Origin of the sequence: Microbacterium sp. zg-B185 (genome assembly GCF_030246885.1) — a bacterium.
Taxonomy (GTDB): domain Bacteria; phylum Actinomycetota; class Actinomycetes; order Actinomycetales; family Microbacteriaceae; genus Microbacterium.
In genome coordinates this window covers 2,770,172-2,785,668 of the sequence record NZ_CP126739.1, presented here as the reverse complement: position 1 = coordinate 2,785,668, position 15,497 = coordinate 2,770,172, and the positions used below count along the sequence as shown (strand labels likewise).

Genomic DNA, 15,497 nt, shown 5'->3' with positions numbered 1-15,497 from the left:
CGGCCGCCATGGGGTGATCCCCTGAGCGGACCCTGATCTTCGCGTCCGGGGAGGGGGACCCGCGCCCGGGGATGATTGGATGGCGGCATGTCCTCGGTGCGCGCGACCGCCTCGCGCCCGGCGCTGCGCCGGCCGCGAGAGTGCGCCGTGTCCGGTACGTCCGCCGGTCTTGCGGCGCACCTCGGCTGGTCCGCGCCGGCTGTCCGCGCGATCTTCGTGCTCCTCACGCTGCTGTGGGGAGCGGGAGCCCTGCTGTACGCGTGGATCTGGGTGCTCACTCCGTGGGACGAGGGGGATGCCGCGCCGTCGCGGAGCGTTCCGGTCGCGTGGATCCTCACCGCCCTTTCCGGGCTGGGGCTGATCGGCACCCTCGCCGTCCTGGCCGGTCACCTCTCCGGCGGCGTTTCGATGTCGTCGGCGCGGGGCTGGTTCGCATGGGTCGCCGTCACTGCGGTGCTCGCCGTCGCCGGGGGACTCTGGGCGACCTTCGCCGATCGCGCGGACCCCGCGCGCGGTCCCCGTCATGAGCTGGCGGTGCGGGTTGTGGTGACGGGGATCCTGGTCGCCCTCGTCATGATGCAGGCATCGATCATGCAGCAGACCGGCCTGGCATCGTTCCTGCTCGCCGTCGCGATCCTCGGGGGCGTGGCGATCGTCTACTCCTCGACGCTCATCGCGAAGTGGCGGGAGCTGTCCGGTGAGCGGGTGCGCCGCATCCGCGAGGAGCAGCGCGCCGAGATGGCCGCTCACCTGCACGACTCGGTGCTGCAGACCCTCGCGCTGATCCAGAACCGTTCCGGGGCTTCGAGCGAGGTCGCCCGGCTCGCCCGCGCCCAGGAGCGCGAGCTGCGGTCGTGGCTGTACGACGGCGACAGCCCGGCCGACAGCGACCTGCCCACCGATCTGCGCGACTACGCGGCCGCGCTCGAACTGGACTATCCCGTGCGCATCGAGGTCGTCTCGGCCGGCCTGTCCACGGAGCGGGCCAGCGGCGACGTCGCCGCTGCGGCCCGTGAGGCGATGCTGAACGCGGCGCGCCACGCCGGCGGCGAGGTCTCGGTCTACATCGAGGGCTCCGCGTCAGGCGTGGACGTGTACGTGCGCGATCGCGGGCCGGGCTTCTCGCTCGCCGCGGTGCCCGGCGACCGGCTCGGCGTGCGCGAGTCCATCATCGGCCGGCTCCGCCGCACCGGCGGTTCGGCGACCGTGAAGCCGGGCGCGGGCGGCGTGGGCACCGAGGTGCATCTGCATTCCGTCCATGAGGAGGCCCGACGTGGGTGAACCGCTGCGCGTCGTGATCGTCGACGACCATTCCATCTTCCGCTCAGGCCTGCGCGCCGACCTCGACCCGTCCGTCGAAGTGGTCGGCGAGGCGGCGGACGTCGCGACCGCGGTGCAGGCGATCGCGGAGCTGCAGCCCGACGTCGTGCTGCTCGACGTGCACCTTCCCGGTGCGGCCGACGCCGGCATCCCCGATGCCAGCGGCGGCGAGGCGGTGCTGCGACGTGCGGCGCCGCTCGCGCCGCAGACGCGCTTCATCGCGCTCAGCGTCTCGGATGCCGCCGAAGACGTCGTACGCGTGATCCGCGCCGGCGCCCGCGGCTACATCACGAAGGGCTCTTCGGGCATCGAGGTGAGTCGGGCGGTGCACGCCGTCGCGGGTGGCGACGCGGTCTTCTCCCCGCGCCTGGCCGGCTTCGTGCTGGATGCCTTCGGCGCCGTCGCCGGCGAGACGGCCGCCCCCGACGACGAGCTGGACCGGCTCTCCTCGCGCGAACAGGAGGTCATGCGCCTAATCGCCCGCGGCTACGCCTACAAAGAGGTCGCTTCCGAGCTGTTCATCTCCACCAAGACCGTCGAGACGCACGTTTCGGCCGTGCTGCGCAAGCTGCAGCTGTCCTCGCGGTACGAGCTGACGGCGTGGGCGTCGGAGCGTCGGCTGCTGTAGCGCTCGCGGTCTGGAGAGCCTCCGGTGCGGCAAGCCGGAGCGGTCGCGCGCCGAGGCTCCGCGACCGCTCCGGGACCGGGGGATCTCGGCCGGTGTCGCCTCGGCGAACTAGACTTGGTGGGACATGACCGACGCCACCTCCACCGCGCCCGGCGCGGCATCCGCTCCCATGATCATCGTCGGCGGCGAACGCGGCCCGCAGGCGGGCGCTGCTCAGGCCGGTGCCCGTCCCGACGAGGACCTGCTGGTCGGTTTGAACGCGCCGCAGCGCGAAGCGGTCATCTACCGCGGTCCCGCTCTGCTGATTATCGCCGGTGCCGGCTCGGGCAAGACCAGTGTGCTCACGCGCCGGGTCGCGAGCCTGCTGCGCACCAAAGAGGCATGGCCGAGCCAGATCCTCGCGATCACCTTCACGAACAAGGCCGCGGGCGAGATGCGGGAGCGCGTCGCTCAGCTGGTCGGCGACCGCGCCCAGGGGATGTGGATCTCCACGTTCCACTCCGCCTGCGTGCGGATCCTTCGTCGTGAAGCCGAACAGTTCGGGTTCACCAAATCGTTCACCATCTACGACTCCGGCGATTCGCGGGCTCTGATCAAACGGCTCGTCAAGGAACACGAAGCGGATGCTTTCGGACTGACCCCCGCCGGCACGCAGAGTCGCATCTCCAAGCTCAAGAACGAGCTGTCGGATGCCGAGTCCTACGCGCGCTCGGCGAACATGAGCGATCCGGCCGAACGCAAGTTCGTCGACGTCTTCTCCGACTATCAGCGCGCGCTGCAGCGTGCCAACGCGTTCGACTTCGACGATCTGATCGGCCAGACGGTGTATCTGTTCCGGGCCTTCCCGCACGTCGCGGACACCTACCGGCGCCGCTTCCGGCACATCCTCGTCGACGAGTACCAGGACACCAACCACGCGCAGTACGCGCTGATCCACGAGCTGACCCGCCCGATCGGCTCCGACGCGCCGCCCGTCGCCGCCGCCGGCGGCATGATGATCTTCGAACCGGACCCGGCGCAGGACCCCGACCGGGCACCGGCATCCCTCACCGTCGTGGGCGACTCCGACCAGTCCATCTACGCGTTCCGCGGCGCGGACATCCGCAACATCAGCGAATTCGAGCGCGACTACCCGGGTGCCAAGGTCGTGCTGCTCGAGCAGAACTACCGGTCCACGCAGAACATCCTGACCGCTGCGAACGCGGTCATCGGCAACAACTTCGACCGCAAGGACAAGAAGCTGTGGACCGACGTCGGAGCCGGCGAGAAGATCGTCGGCTTCACCGGCTACTCGCAGCACGACGAGGCGCAGTTCGTCGCCGACGAGATCGAGGCACTCCGCCGCGGCGGCATCGACTACTCGCAGATCGCCGTGTTCTACCGGACGAACTCGCAGAGCCGGGCGCTGGAGGAGATCTTCATCCGCTCCGCCGTGCCGTACAAGATCATGGGCGGCACCAAGTTCTACGAGCGCGCCGAGATCAAGGACGCGCTGGCCTATCTGGTCGCGGTCTCCAACCCGGCCGACGAGATGGCGCTGCGTCGCATCATCAACCGCCCACGGCGGGGGATCGGCGATGTGACGGTGGAGGCGATCTCGCGGTACGCCGCGAACGAGCAGATCACCTTCCGCGATGCCCTGGCGAACTCGTCGGCACTGGGCGTCGGTCCCAAGATCCAGGCCGCGATCGCACACCTGGACGCCGTGTTGGCCGAGGCGACGGCCCTGATGCTCCCCGCATCCGGTGAGCTCGCGCCACCCACGGCGGTCGCCGATGGACTGCAGCTGCTGCTGGCCAAGACCGGATACACCGATGCCCTGCGCGCGAGCCGGGACCCGCAGGACGAGGCGCGGGTCGAGAACCTCGACGAGCTGGTGGCCGTTGCGCGCGAATTCGCGCGCAACAACCCCGAGGGGACGGTGATCGACTTCCTCGCGGAGGTGCAGCTCGTCTCTGATGCGGACGACCTCGAGGATGCCTCGGGCTCGGTGTCGCTCATGACGATGCACACCGCGAAGGGGCTCGAGTACGACGCCGTGTTCGTGACCGGCGTCGAAGAGGACCTCATCCCGCACCGCATCTCGGCGGGCGAGCCGGGTGGACCGCAGGAGGAGCGTCGGCTCTTCTACGTCGGCATCACCCGTGCCCGCAAGCGCCTCTACCTCTCCCTGGCCATGACGCGGGCGCAGTTCGGCGAGATCTCGGTGGCGATGCCGAGCCGGTTCCTGCAGGAGATCCCCACCGAGCTGATCGACTGGCGCCAGTCGCCCGGCGATGTGAACTCGCGGGGCGGCATGCAGTCACGCGCCCTGAATGCGCGGCGCCCCGGTGGCTCCAGCAGCACGGGAAAGCGCTACGGCGACGATCTCGTGCCCAAGTCGACCTCGATCGAGCGCTTCGCCAACCGCATCCCGGCCAAGGTGCGCGACAACGGAGACATGCAGCTCGCCTCGGGCGACCGCATCAAGCACGACGACTTCGGCGAAGGACGCGTGGATGCCGTGACAGGTGAGGGCGCCAAGCGCGTCGCGCACGTGCGCTTCGATACCGCCGGCCCGAAGAAGCTGCTGATCAAGATCGCACCCATCGAGAAGATCCAGTAGCCGAGTCCGGCGACCGCACGAGGCTCGCGGAGGGCATTCCCCGCGCGTACCGTCGGCGATTGCCGCGTCCGCGCCGTCGGTGCGGCTACGCTCCACACATGGCTCTGTTCTCAAAGCGGACGAACTCAGACGGCAGCGACGGCGACGCGGCGGTGGCCGGCGACACGGCGGCCCAGCAGCCGTCGGACGATGCGGGGACGGATGCCGCGGCATCCGTCGGCATCTCGGTCTCCTCGTACCGAGGGATGGGCGCGACGCCCGCAACCGCACCCTCCGCGGGGACAGCTCCCGCGGCGGAGTCGGTTCCCGGCATCAAGGACAACGTGGTGCTGCGCGAAGCGCTCGCCGGGCTGCCGGAGTCGCCGTCGGTCTCGGAGATCCTCGACGTCGCCCGGCAGCTGCTGCAGGGGCACCTCTTCCTGCGGGTCAAGGGCGATGCCCGCGAGCTGCTGGCGGCCGGAAAGGACCTGCCGGTGGCGGTGGTGACCCTCAACGGCAAGCAGTTCGTGCTCGTGTACAGCAGCGGGACCGCCCTGCGCGCGAGCATTCAGGCCGACAGCGAACTGGGCACGTCCGCGATGGGCCAGCCGGTGCGCTCGGTCATCCGCTACGTGCTCGGCGGCACCTACGCCGGAATCGTCGTGGACCACGCATCCGCGCCGGCACGCGCGGTGATTCCGAGGGAACTGCTCGAGAAGCTCGTCGAGCAGGGCGATCCGACGTTCGAGCTCAAGACGCTGCTCGCCGGCGAGCGCACCTCCGCGACCGCGTCGGCGCTCGTGGACGCCCTGACGCGCGCGAAGTTCTGGGTCGCGGTGAACCAGTCCGCCGGCGGGCCGGTCGGTGTCGCGGAAGCGCGCACCGTGGACGGCGACCGGCTGGTCGAGTTGTACTCGCATCCCCTCGAGGTCGCATCGCGGCAGCGCGGCGACCGGGCTGCGCCGATGACGGCCGCTCAACTGGCGGCCGCCCTGCGGGCCGACGAGGATCTGGCGGGTGTGATCGTTGACCCGGGCGGACCGTGGATGCGTCTGTCGCGCGCCCAGCTCGCGCCGATCCTCGATCTGCCGGCCTGACCGCCGGCACGCATCGATTTCTGCGGCCGTGCCGCACCCTTGACGTCCGTCGTGCCCGGCGGTATGGTACTCAACCAATCGGTTGATCAAGAGAACAGTTGAATACAATGCCGGATGCTTCGCTCGACAGGGCGTTCGCCGCCCTCTCCGACCCCGTGCGCCGCTCGATCGTGGCGCGACTGAGTCGCGGGCCGGCGACGCTCGGCGAGTTGGCCGAGCCCTTCGCGATCACGCCCCAGGCGGTCTCGAAGCACATCAGCGTCCTCGAGGACGCCGGACTTGTCTGGCGGACGCGGGAGGCGCAGCGTCGTCCGGTGCATCTGGATGCCGCAGCCCTCGCGCGGCTGACCTCCTGGATCGACCGGTACCGGCTGGAGGCCGAGACCGCCTACCGGCGTCTGGACGCGGTTCTGGCGGCATCCGCTAGCGACACCACCCACACGAACAAGGAGAAGGAATCATGAGCAATCCCGTCATCATCGATGCGACTCCCGGTCAGTCGTACGCCGACATCACCCGCGAGTTCGAGGCTCCGGTGGCGGCCGTGTTCCGCGCGCACGCCGACCAGGAGCTCTACAAGAACTGGGTCGGGCCGCGCGGTTACCAGACGGACATCACGGAATGGGACTTCCGCACCGGTGGCGGCTACCGATTCCAGCAGCGCGGCGAGGAAGGCACCTTCGGGTTCCGCGGCGTGTTCCACACGGTGCGTGAGAACGAGCTGATCATCCAGACGTTCGAGTACGAGGGCGCACCGGACGAGGTGAGCATCGATGTGCTCCGCTTCGAGGACCTGCCCGGCGGTCGGTCGCGCATCGTCGACCACAGCGTGTTCGGCAGCGTCGAGGCGCTCGAGATGATGATGAAGCAGGGCATGGAAGTCGGCGTGCGCGAAGGCTACGAGCGACTCGACGAGCTGCTTGTCGCGGACCGATGAGCGGGCCGGGGAGCGGCCGGGGTGGCGCGCAGCTCGGCGAAGGTCGTCACATCGGCGACGATGTCACTGGACGGGTTCGTCGCGAACGAGGACAACGATCCGGGTGCGCTGTTCGACTGGTACGCGGCGGGTGAGGTCGAGATGATCAACGCCGGCGCGCTGCCGCCGTTCCACCTCACCGGCGAAAGCGCGGGCTACTGGAGCGACCGCGCGGGCGTTCGGCGGAGCCCGGTCAAAACCCGGGGAGATATCGCCGCGACGGGGCAGGTCGGACCCGGCCTGCCGCAGTTCTGCCCCGCGGTTTGACGCACGCCGGACCGCTCGCCCGGCGCCGTCGCGCCGGAGCGGACCGCCCCCTAGGGTCGGGGTATGGCCACGGAGAGAATTGTTCTGACGGTGCCGGGACCGGACGGGGATCGCGAGGTGGGGCTTTCCAGCCCCAACCGGCTGCTCTGGCCGCAGGCCGGCATCACCAAGCACGAACTCGCCGAGTACGTGATCGCCGTCGCGCAGCCGTTCCTGTCCGCGAACGGGAACCGGCCGGTCTCGCTCGAGCGCTATCCGGACTCGATCGAGGGGGAGTCGTTCTTCTCGAAGAACCCGCCCAAGGGCGCCCCGGATTTCGTGCAGTCCGTGATGGTGACCTACAACAGCGGGCGACAGCATCCGCAGCTCGTTCTGACCGAAGCCGCCGCCATCGTGTGGGCCGTCCAGATGAACACCATCGTGTTCCACCCCTGGGCGTCGCTGGCCGGGGATACCGATAACCCGGTCGAGCTGCGCATCGACCTGGATCCGCAGCCGGGGACGGACTTCTCGGATGCCGTGCCCGCCGCGCACGCGCTGCGCGAGGTGCTGCGCGAGGCCGGGCTGGAGGCGTGGGTCAAGACCAGCGGCAACCGCGGCATCCACGTGTTCTGCCCGATCGAGCCCACGCACGAGTTCCTGGACGTGCGTCATGCGGTGATCGCCGCCGCCCGCGAGCTGGAGCGACGCATGCCCGAGAAGGTCACCACCAACTGGTGGAAGGAGGAGCGCGGCGAGCGGATCTTCGTCGACTTCAACCAGGCCAACCGGGACCGCACCATGGCGGGCGCCTACAGTCCGCGCGCGCTGCCCACCGCGACCGTGGCGACCCCGGTGACGTGGGACGAATTGGACGACGTGGACCCTGCCGCGTTCACGATCCGCAGCGTGCCCGAGCGGCTGGCGACCGTCGGCGATCCCTGGGCGGGCCTGCTCGAGCGCCCGGGACGCATCGACACGCTGCTGGAGTGGTGGCAGCGCGACCTCGACGCGGGCCTGGGCGAACTGGCGTTCCCGCCCGACTTTCCGAAGATGCCCGGCGAGCCCCCGCGGGTGCAGCCCAGCCGGGCCAAGAAGCCCGAGGCCTGACGCACGTCGGTCGTGCGGTATCGGGGTCCGGCGCCGGATTCGGATGCCGCGGTGGCGTCTATCCGACTCCGGTGCGAGTGTCCGATTCCGGTGCCGCTGGGATCAGCGCGCGTCGACCTTCAGGACCCGCGCCGTCGTGGTGGCCGTCCAGATCACCCCGTCGTCCCAGACCAGCTCGAAGAACTGGTCGGTGCCCAGATCGATGTGGTCGATCACCTTGTTGGTCTCCGGATCGATCTTCGCGATGCCGTCCGCGTCCGACGCCCAGACGAAGCCCCCGCCTGCGGTGATGCCGACCCCGGTGCCGACGCCCGGGATCTCGGTGACCTCGGCCGAATCCGGGTCGATGCGCATCACGCTGCCGGCCTGCTCGTTGGTGACCCACACGTCCTCGTCGGTCGCCGCGAACGTATGCGTCCCTCCGGCTGTCGGGAGCACGCTGGAGGTGCCGGCGGCCAGGTCCATGCGCACGACCACCCCGTGGCTGCAGGCCAGCCACGCGAACCCGAAGTCGATCAGCAGGTCCTTCGGATCGGCGCACAGCTCGGGGTCGATCGCGGCGGCCTGCTGGAGCTCACCGGTTGTGGAGTCCACCTTCACCAGCGTGCCGTCCAGGCCGTACAGCCAGGCGAATCCCTCGCCGAGCGCGAGGGTGCCGGCGCGGGGGACGCGCAGCAGCTCAGCGCCCGAGAGCGGGTCGATCTTCGCCAGCCGGCCGCAGCACGACACCCAGAGCCCCTCGGCGCCGGCCTCCACCGCCGAGCCGTCCGGCACGATCGGGGTCGCCTCGCCGCTGGACTTCTCGACACGGACGATGCCGCCCACGGGGGAGCCGACTTCGACCCACAGATGATCGTCCGTCTCCGACATCTCCCCGCCGGGGCCACCCACGTCGAACACCTCCAGGATCGCGGACGACGGCGACTGCGAGCTGGGCGGGGACTCGTCCGGGAGCGCACCGGTGCAGGCCGCCGAGGCGAACGCCGACAGGACCGCGATCGGCGCCAGCAGCGCGCGCAGCCACCGCCGCCCGGCGGGGGACACGGTGCAGCCGCGGCAGGGTGGGGTTCGCCGTGCGGTCAGCACCGACACTCACCTCCTGACACCCCATCGGCGGCGGTGCCCGCGGGTCCTGGCGAGCGTCTCCTCAGACATCACAGCGGCGTTGGCGCCTACGGTACGTCCACGGATGCCGCATCACAAGCGGTGCCCGGCGGACGGCCCGGTCACTCCAGGACGGCCCCCACGTCGTACGCCGATACCGACTCCAGCTGCTCGAACGTGCATGAGCGCGGGTCACGGTCAGGACGCCACCGGTCGAACTGCACGGTGTGCCGGAAGCGCCGCCCCTCCAGCTGGTCGTAGCGCACCTCCAGCACCCGCTCCGGCCGCAGCCGGACGAAGGACGAATCGCGGCCGGCGGCCGAGAACCGTGACTTCTCGCCTTCGCCGGTGAGCGCCTCGCCGTCCGCATCCGTCTCCACCAGCGGCGCCAGTTCGTCGATCAGCTCGAGCCGGCGCTGGTTGCTCCAGGCCGAGACCGCGCCGACGTTGTGCAGCTGCCCTTCGTCCGTGTACAGCCCGACCAGCAGCGATCCGACGCCCTCTCCGGACTTGTGGACGCGGTACCCCAGCGCGACGACATCCGCGCTCCGCGCGTGCTTGATCTTGAACATCGTCCGCTTGTTGGGCGCGTACGGCTGGGCGAGCGGCTTCGCGACCACGCCGTCGAGCCCGGCGCCCTCGAACTCGCTGAGCCAGCGACGGGCGGTCGCGGCATCCGTTGTCGTGCGCGTCACATGGATCGGGTGCGGCAAACCCGTCAGAAGCTCCACCAGCTCCGCGCGGCGGGTCTGGAACGGGGCGGACTGCAGGTCGCGGTCTCCCCGTGCCAGCAGATCGAACGCGATGAACATCGCCGGTGTGGTCTCGGCGAGCATCTGGACGCGGGATGCCGCGGGGTGGATGCGCTGGGTCAGCGACTCCCAGTCCAGCCGCTGGGCACCGGCCGGTCCCTTCGGCACCACCACCTCGCCGTCGATCAGGCAGGGCTCGGGAAGCAGGCGAGCGAACGCCTCCACCAGTTCCGGAAAGTACCGGGTCAGGGGCTTGGCGCCGCGGGAGCCGATCTCCACGGTCTCCCCGTCCCAGGAGACCAACCCGCGGAAGCCGTCCCACTTCGGCTCGTAGCTCAGGCCGCCCGCAACAGTGTCCTGATCAGGAACCTCCGGGACGGATTTGGCGAGCATCGGCGCGGGAATCTCGTACGGCATGGGTCCATCCTGGCCCTCGCGCCGGACGCGGTCGAGGAACCTGTCGCCGCGCGGCGTCGATCCGGCCGGCAGGAGGCGGCTACGCCTCGATCGAATGCTTCGGGCGGGCCCAGCGCGCCGGAAGATCCGGTCCGTCCCACACCTGGATGACGCCCCAGACGGCGGCGGCGATCGGAACGGCCAGCACGGCCCCCACGATCCCACCGAGCACCGTGCCCACGGTCAACGCGACCAGGATGACGAACGCGTGCAGCTTCATGGACCGGCCCATCAGCACCGGCTGCAGGAAGTTGCCCTCGAGCTGGTTGACGAGCACCACGACGCCGAGGACGAACAGCGCGTTGACCCACCCGTTCGACACGAGTGCCACCAGGGCGGCGAGGATGCCGGCCACCGTCGCGCCGACGATCGGGATGAATGCGAGCAGGAAGACCAGGACGGCCAGCGGGATGGCCAGCGGCACCTGCAGGACCAGCAGACCGATCAGGATGCCGATGGCGTCCACGGCGGCGACGGTCGCGGTGCCGCGCACATAGGAGCCCAGCACGCCCACGGTCTTGTCGCCGATCCGGCGTGCGCGCAGGTAGTTCTCGCCGCGGAACGGCCGCAGCAGGAACTCCCACATCTGCGGGCCGTCCTTGAGGAAGAAGAACAGGATCGTCACGAGCAGGACGAACCCGGTGACGAAGTTCGCGACGGCGCCGACGCCCGCCAGGGCGCCCGACCCGAACTGCGCGCTGGTGACGAAATCGGTGAGGGCGTTGACCCACTCGTCGATCTGGTCCGGCTGCACGAAATCGAAGGGGAGGGTCTGCACCCAGGAGACCAGCTTCTGGAAGCCGTCCTCGGCCTGCGCGTACAGTTCGTCCCACTGATCGCGCACGGCCCAGACGATGAGCCAGCTCAGCAGGCCGAGGATGACGACGATCGCGAGCATCGTGATGACGGTGGCCAGCACGGAGGGGACGCCGCGCTGCCGCATCCAGTGCATCACCGGGTTGAACGCGCACGCGAGGATCAGGGCGATGACGAGCGGGATGGTCACGAGCGTGAGCTGACCGATCGCGAAGACGATCCCGCCGGCCACCGCGACCACGACGATGATCTGGATCGCCCGGATGCCGAGCTTGCCGAACCCGTCCGCCCACAGGCTCCACGGTGCTCTGGTCGCCTTCAGCTCGACGTCGCGCGACTCGAAGCGGACGGTCGTGGGGTCGTTCCGGAACAGTCCCATGATTCGAGGTTAACCCCGCGCCCGCGCGGTTCGGGGGTCTTGCGCCGGCGCGTGCGGTGTGCGATCGGCGGCGGTCAGGCGCGGTGTCGCGTTCCCGCACCCGCGCGCCGGCGTGCGACACGACGCGCGGGTGCAGGTCAGTCCTGCATCGCCGTCAGGGTCACCAGCGCCGTCACGATGGCCCCGTGCTTGAGGTCCAGCGGCTCGACCCGGTGGCGCGTGTCTGCCGCGGTGAGCAGCAGCCGGCTGTCGGCGGACTCGTCGTTGTAGCCGCCGATGAGGCGGACGGCGGGGATGCCCGCGGCGAGGAAGTTCGCGTGGTCGGAGTTGGTCGTATGGGCGTACACCGGGTGCACGGGGGTGCCGCCGATCTGGCTGGCGCGGCGCAGCAGGCCGAGGATCAGCGGATCGCCGGCGGTCAGCCCGAACAGGCGCGGGAAGCCGACGGGGGTGTCGACGTTCACGTTGCAGCGGATCCGGCGCCGACCGGCCTCGTTCAGCGATGCGACGTACTCGGCGGAGCCCGTCAGGGCCCACTCCTCGAAGGTGAACAGCGCCAGCAGCAGCCCGCGCTCGCTGTCGGCAGCTCGCGGGCCCAGTCGGCGCGCGACCTCCAGGACGGTCGCCAGCCCGGCGCCGTTGTCCATCGCGCTTTCGGCCAGTCCGTGGCCGTCGATGTGCGCGCTGAGCACCACGACCTCGTCCGTGCGGCCGGGGAAGCGCACGAAGATGTTCCGCCCGGTCCACTCTCCGGCGACCGCGTGGTTGACCAGGTGCACCTCGACCGGACCGAACGCCAGCGAGGTGGAAAGCTCCAGGGTCGCGTCGCGGCTGAGGCCGAACGCGGGGATCTCGCCGGACTCGCCCGTGCCGCCGGACCCGCTCACCGCGCCCGCGCCGGGCTGGTTGTTGCCGATGAGGAACGCCGTCGCCCCGTACTCGCGAGCCAGCGCGAGCTTCACGCTGCGGTGCACGTGGTTGGTCGAGAAGGGGAACTCGTGACGCACGAGCACCGCGTGACCGGGGATGAGCTCGCGTGCACCTTCGAAGTCGGCCGGTGTTCCGCGGCCGAGGTCGATGACGGGGACGGTGGCATCGACCGGCGCGCAGTTCAGCAGCGGGTAGCTCTCCAACTCCCGCCCGGTCGCGCTCACGCGCACCGTGTGGCCCTCGCTGCGCAGACCCGACACCGTGAAGGTCTGCTCGGCGTACTCGCCGCCCAGCTCGCGCGCGCGGCTCTCCAGGTACTGCTGCGCCGCGGCCTCGCTCGCGGTGCCGGCCACCCGGCCACCCGTGTCGCAGATGGCGGCGAGGTCGGCGGGGAGATCCCGGCTCAGCCAGATGTCTCCGATGATGTCGCGGATGTCGGTCATGTTCTCTCCTGTCACAGGACGCTGTCGAGGAAGGCCTTCGTCCGCGGGTGCTGCGGCGCTGCCATGATCTGCTTCGGATCGCCTTCTTCGACGACCACGCCGCTGTCCATGAAGACCAGGTGATCGCCGACCTCGCGCGCGAAGCCCATCTCGTGGGTGACGACGATCATCGTCGTCTCGTCGGTGGCGAGGGCACGCATCACACCCAGCACCTCGCCGACCATCTCGGGGTCCAGCGCGCTCGTGGGCTCATCGAACAGGAGGAGCTTGGGGCGCATCGCCAGGGCGCGCGCGATCGCCACGCGCTGCTGCTGGCCTCCGGACAGCTGCTTGGGATAGGCGTCGCGCTTCTCCGCGAGGCCGACGCGCTCGAGCAGCGCGCGGGCGTGGCTGACGGCTGCGGAGCGCTTCTCCTTCCGCACGCCGATGGGCGCCTCGATGATGTTCTCCAGGACGCTCATGTGCGGGAACAGGTTGAACGACTGGAACACCATGCCGATCTGCTCGCGCTGAGCGCGCACGACGCGCTCGGGCGCCTCGTGCAGGCGACCGCCGCGCACGACGGAGCCGATGGGGTCCCCGTCGATGGCGATGAGACCTTCGTCGATCGTCTCGAGGCGATTGATGCAGCGCAGGAACGTGCTCTTGCCCGATCCGCTGGGACCGATCACGCAGACGACCTGCCCACGGTCCATCTCGAGCGAGACGCCCTTGAGCACCTCGAGGCCGCCGAAGCTCTTGCGCACGTCGCGCACGCTGAGAAAGCTCATCGCTGTTCTCCCGTCTGGGTTGCCGACGTCGCACGACGGCGGAACCGGATGCCGGTGAGCCGCTGCAGCGAACCGGCGCCGGATGCGCGGCTGCTGCCGCGCGCGTAGAAGCGCTCCAGGAGCTGCTGGCCGACCATCAGGATCGAGGTGACGATCAGGTACCAGATGGTCGCGACCATCAACAGCGGGATGGTCTCGAACGTGCGGCTGTAGACGACCTGCACGGAGTAGAGGAGCTCGGGCAGAGCGATCACCGACACGAGCGAGGTCGACTTCAGCAGGGAGAGCACTTCGTTGCCGGTGGGCGGGATGATGAAGCGCATGGCCTGCGGGAGCACGATGCGGCGCATCGCCCGAGAGCCGCTCATGCCCAGGGCGCGAGATGCTTCGAGCTGGCCGTGGTCGACGGAGAGCAGGCCGCCGCGGATGATCTCCGCCATGTAGGCCGCCTCGTTCAGCGCCAGCGCGGCGACGGCGACGACGTACGGGGTGACGATCTGGTTGACGCTGCCTTCGAAGAACGTCGGTCCGAAGGGGATGCCGATCGAGATCGACGGGTAGAGCGCCGAGATGTTGTAGAGGAGGACCAGCTGCACCAGGAGAGGCGTGCCGCGGAAGAACCAGACGTAGACTCCCGCAACCGCGTTCAGGACGCGGCTGCTCGAGATGCGCATCAGCGCGATCACCAGGCCGATGACGATGCCGATGACCATGGAGACGACGGTGAGCTCGATCGTCTTCCACAATCCGTTCAGCACGGAGGTGGAGAAGAAGTAGGTTGCGACGACGTCCCATTCGAACCGGGGGTTCGTCACGATCGAGTGGAGGACCATGGCCGCGAGGGCGATGACGACGGCGGTCGCGACCCACATCAGTGGCCGAGGGCGGCCGATGATGCGGTAGTCGGTGACGCCGTCGAGCGCGGGCGGCTGGGCCGCCCGCGCGTCGAGGTGTGTCATTCCATGGCCTCGTTGTTCGTCCCGGCCATCGGGACGGCGAGCTGCTCCAGGCCGTAGCCGGCGAGGATCTCCTGGTACGTGCTGGCATCGATGAAGGACTGGAACGCCGCCTGGACCACCGGGAGCAGATCGCTGTCCTTGGGGAACGCCATGCCCGACAGGCCTCCGCGGAACGGCGCGCCGCTCAGCGTCAGGCGCTGGTCGTCCGTCTGGGCGATGTAGCCGGCCTGGGCGGCCGCGGTGCCGTAGGCAGCGATCCGGCCGCTCGTCAGCGCGAGGACGCCCTCGTTGTTGGTCTTGAACGCCATGATCTCGATGGGGTCGGCGCACTGGGCGTTCTGCTCGGTGAGCGTGATCTCCTCGACCGAGCCCGCCGCGACACCGATCGCGAGGCCGCAGGCGGTATCGGGCGTCAGATCCTGCGGGGCATCGGCGTTGTCGCGGGCGACGATGAACTGCGAACCGCCGCGCAGGAAGTCGACGAAGTCGACCTGCTCCTGTCGCTCGGCCGTGTCGAGCATGGGGGCGACCGAGAAGTCGTAACGCTCGGCGGACAGGCCCGGGATGAGGTTCGCGAACACGACCTGACGCAGTTCGACGTCGAGGCCGAGGGCGTCGCCGAAGGCGAACGCCAGTTCGGGGGCGACGCCGACCATCGTGACGCCGTCTTCGGCGTAGGAGCCGAACGGTTCGCCGATCGTGGCATCCGTCGCGATGACGAGCTTGCCTGCTTCGGTGACGGACGCAGGAAGCTGCGCGACCAGCTCCTCGACGGGCTCGCCGGAGGCGGTGTGGTAGTTCACGTCGGCGGTGTTGGCCGGGCTCGCCGGTGCGATGCCGGCGTCGGACGAGCCGCCGCACGCGGTGAGGGCGACGGTCGCCGCGGTCAGGATGCCGACGGCCAGGAGGGGACGCAGAGACTTCATT

The 15,497-nt window shown here is 69.8% G+C and carries 15 protein-coding genes; 8 read left to right on the top strand and 7 right to left on the bottom strand.

Annotation, left to right across the window (positions count from 1 at the left end; genetic code table 11):
- The first annotated feature begins 87 nt into the window (after window positions 1-87).
- The 8 genes from QNO12_RS13375 (at window position 88) to ligD (ending at window position 7,961) form a co-directional block, all read left to right on the top strand.
- Window positions 88-1,281 carry an ATP-binding protein gene (locus QNO12_RS13375; protein ID WP_257501660.1) on the top strand — a complete coding sequence of 398 codons (1,194 nt, stop codon included), beginning with the start codon at window positions 88-90 and terminating at the stop codon, window positions 1,279-1,281.
- Window positions 1,274-1,948 (top strand): LuxR C-terminal-related transcriptional regulator, encoded by a 675-nt coding sequence (locus QNO12_RS13370; protein ID WP_257524044.1) that lies wholly within the window; start codon window positions 1,274-1,276, stop codon window positions 1,946-1,948. The genes QNO12_RS13375 and QNO12_RS13370 overlap by 8 nt, the downstream gene beginning before the upstream one ends.
- A gap of 169 nt (window positions 1,949-2,117) precedes the next feature.
- On the top strand, window positions 2,118-4,553 hold the full coding sequence (locus QNO12_RS13365) for an ATP-dependent helicase (protein ID WP_257501685.1): 2,436 nt from the start codon (window positions 2,118-2,120) through the stop codon (window positions 4,551-4,553).
- Between the two features lie 98 nt (window positions 4,554-4,651).
- The gene (locus QNO12_RS13360) at window positions 4,652-5,629 is read left to right on the top strand and encodes an SseB family protein (RefSeq protein WP_257501662.1); all 978 of its coding nucleotides are present in this window, start codon (window positions 4,652-4,654) and stop codon (window positions 5,627-5,629) included.
- A gap of 107 nt (window positions 5,630-5,736) precedes the next feature.
- Window positions 5,737-6,093, top strand: a complete 357-nt coding sequence (locus QNO12_RS13355) for an ArsR/SmtB family transcription factor (protein ID WP_257501663.1) — start codon at window positions 5,737-5,739, stop codon at window positions 6,091-6,093.
- Entirely contained in the window at window positions 6,090-6,566 is a 477-nt protein-coding gene (locus QNO12_RS13350) for an SRPBCC family protein (RefSeq protein ID WP_257501664.1), read from the top strand. Before QNO12_RS13355 ends, QNO12_RS13350 begins: the two co-directional genes overlap by 4 nt.
- A gap of 21 nt (window positions 6,567-6,587) precedes the next feature.
- On the top strand, window positions 6,588-6,872 hold the full coding sequence (locus QNO12_RS13345) for a hypothetical protein (protein ID WP_257501665.1): 285 nt from the start codon (window positions 6,588-6,590) through the stop codon (window positions 6,870-6,872).
- 63 nt (window positions 6,873-6,935) lie between these two features.
- Entirely contained in the window at window positions 6,936-7,961 is a 1,026-nt protein-coding gene (ligD, locus tag QNO12_RS13340) for a non-homologous end-joining DNA ligase (protein ID WP_257501666.1), read from the top strand.
- A 102-nt stretch (window positions 7,962-8,063) separates the two neighbouring features.
- On the opposite strand, the gene QNO12_RS13335 is transcribed toward ligD, so the two are convergent.
- The 7 genes from QNO12_RS13335 to QNO12_RS13305 form a co-directional block, all read right to left on the bottom strand.
- A complete protein-coding gene (locus tag QNO12_RS13335) occupies window positions 8,064-9,005 on the bottom strand; it encodes an NHL repeat-containing protein (protein ID WP_257501667.1) in 942 nt (313 codons plus the stop codon).
- A gap of 182 nt (window positions 9,006-9,187) precedes the next feature.
- Entirely contained in the window at window positions 9,188-10,234 is a 1,047-nt protein-coding gene (locus tag QNO12_RS13330) for an ATP-dependent DNA ligase (protein ID WP_257501668.1), read from the bottom strand.
- Window positions 10,235-10,313: 79 nt separating this feature from the next.
- On the bottom strand, window positions 10,314-11,468 hold the full coding sequence (locus QNO12_RS13325) for an AI-2E family transporter (RefSeq protein ID WP_257501669.1): 1,155 nt from the start codon (window positions 11,466-11,468) through the stop codon (window positions 10,314-10,316).
- A 137-nt stretch (window positions 11,469-11,605) separates the two neighbouring features.
- Window positions 11,606-12,841 (bottom strand): M28 family peptidase, encoded by a 1,236-nt coding sequence (locus QNO12_RS13320; RefSeq protein ID WP_257501670.1) that lies wholly within the window; start codon window positions 12,839-12,841, stop codon window positions 11,606-11,608.
- Window positions 12,842-12,852: 11 nt separating this feature from the next.
- On the bottom strand, window positions 12,853-13,611 hold the full coding sequence (locus tag QNO12_RS13315) for an amino acid ABC transporter ATP-binding protein (protein WP_257501671.1): 759 nt from the start codon (window positions 13,609-13,611) through the stop codon (window positions 12,853-12,855).
- Window positions 13,608-14,570, bottom strand: coding sequence for an amino acid ABC transporter permease (locus QNO12_RS13310; protein WP_285178010.1), 963 nt, complete (start codon window positions 14,568-14,570; stop codon window positions 13,608-13,610). The genes QNO12_RS13315 and QNO12_RS13310 overlap by 4 nt, the downstream gene beginning before the upstream one ends.
- Complete coding sequence (locus tag QNO12_RS13305) at window positions 14,567-15,496, bottom strand: transporter substrate-binding domain-containing protein (protein WP_257503176.1); 930 nt, start codon at window positions 15,494-15,496, stop codon at window positions 14,567-14,569. The genes QNO12_RS13310 and QNO12_RS13305 overlap by 4 nt, the downstream gene beginning before the upstream one ends.
- Window position 15,497: the final 1 nt, after the last annotated feature.

Excerpts from the sequence above, each read along its gene's own strand:
- QNO12_RS13375 (WP_257501660.1), top strand. The coding sequence starts at position 88 with ATGTCCTCGGTGCGCGCGACCGCCTCGCGCCCGGCGCTGCGCCGGCCG.
- QNO12_RS13365 (WP_257501685.1), top strand. The coding sequence starts at position 2,118 with ATGATCATCGTCGGCGGCGAACGCGGCCCGCAGGCGGGCGCTGCTCAG.
- QNO12_RS13360 (WP_257501662.1), top strand. The coding sequence starts at position 4,652 with ATGGCTCTGTTCTCAAAGCGGACGAACTCAGACGGCAGCGACGGCGAC.
- QNO12_RS13355 (WP_257501663.1), top strand. The coding sequence starts at position 5,737 with ATGCCGGATGCTTCGCTCGACAGGGCGTTCGCCGCCCTCTCCGACCCC.
- QNO12_RS13350 (WP_257501664.1), top strand. The coding sequence starts at position 6,090 with ATGAGCAATCCCGTCATCATCGATGCGACTCCCGGTCAGTCGTACGCC.
- ligD (WP_257501666.1), top strand. The coding sequence starts at position 6,936 with ATGGCCACGGAGAGAATTGTTCTGACGGTGCCGGGACCGGACGGGGAT.
- QNO12_RS13330 (WP_257501668.1), bottom strand. The coding sequence starts at position 10,234 with ATGCCGTACGAGATTCCCGCGCCGATGCTCGCCAAATCCGTCCCGGAG.
- QNO12_RS13325 (WP_257501669.1), bottom strand. The coding sequence starts at position 11,468 with ATGGGACTGTTCCGGAACGACCCCACGACCGTCCGCTTCGAGTCGCGC.
- QNO12_RS13320 (WP_257501670.1), bottom strand. The coding sequence starts at position 12,841 with ATGACCGACATCCGCGACATCATCGGAGACATCTGGCTGAGCCGGGAT.
- QNO12_RS13315 (WP_257501671.1), bottom strand. The coding sequence starts at position 13,611 with ATGAGCTTTCTCAGCGTGCGCGACGTGCGCAAGAGCTTCGGCGGCCTC.
- QNO12_RS13310 (WP_285178010.1), bottom strand. The coding sequence starts at position 14,570 with ATGACACACCTCGACGCGCGGGCGGCCCAGCCGCCCGCGCTCGACGGC.
- QNO12_RS13305 (WP_257503176.1), bottom strand. The coding sequence starts at position 15,496 with ATGAAGTCTCTGCGTCCCCTCCTGGCCGTCGGCATCCTGACCGCGGCG.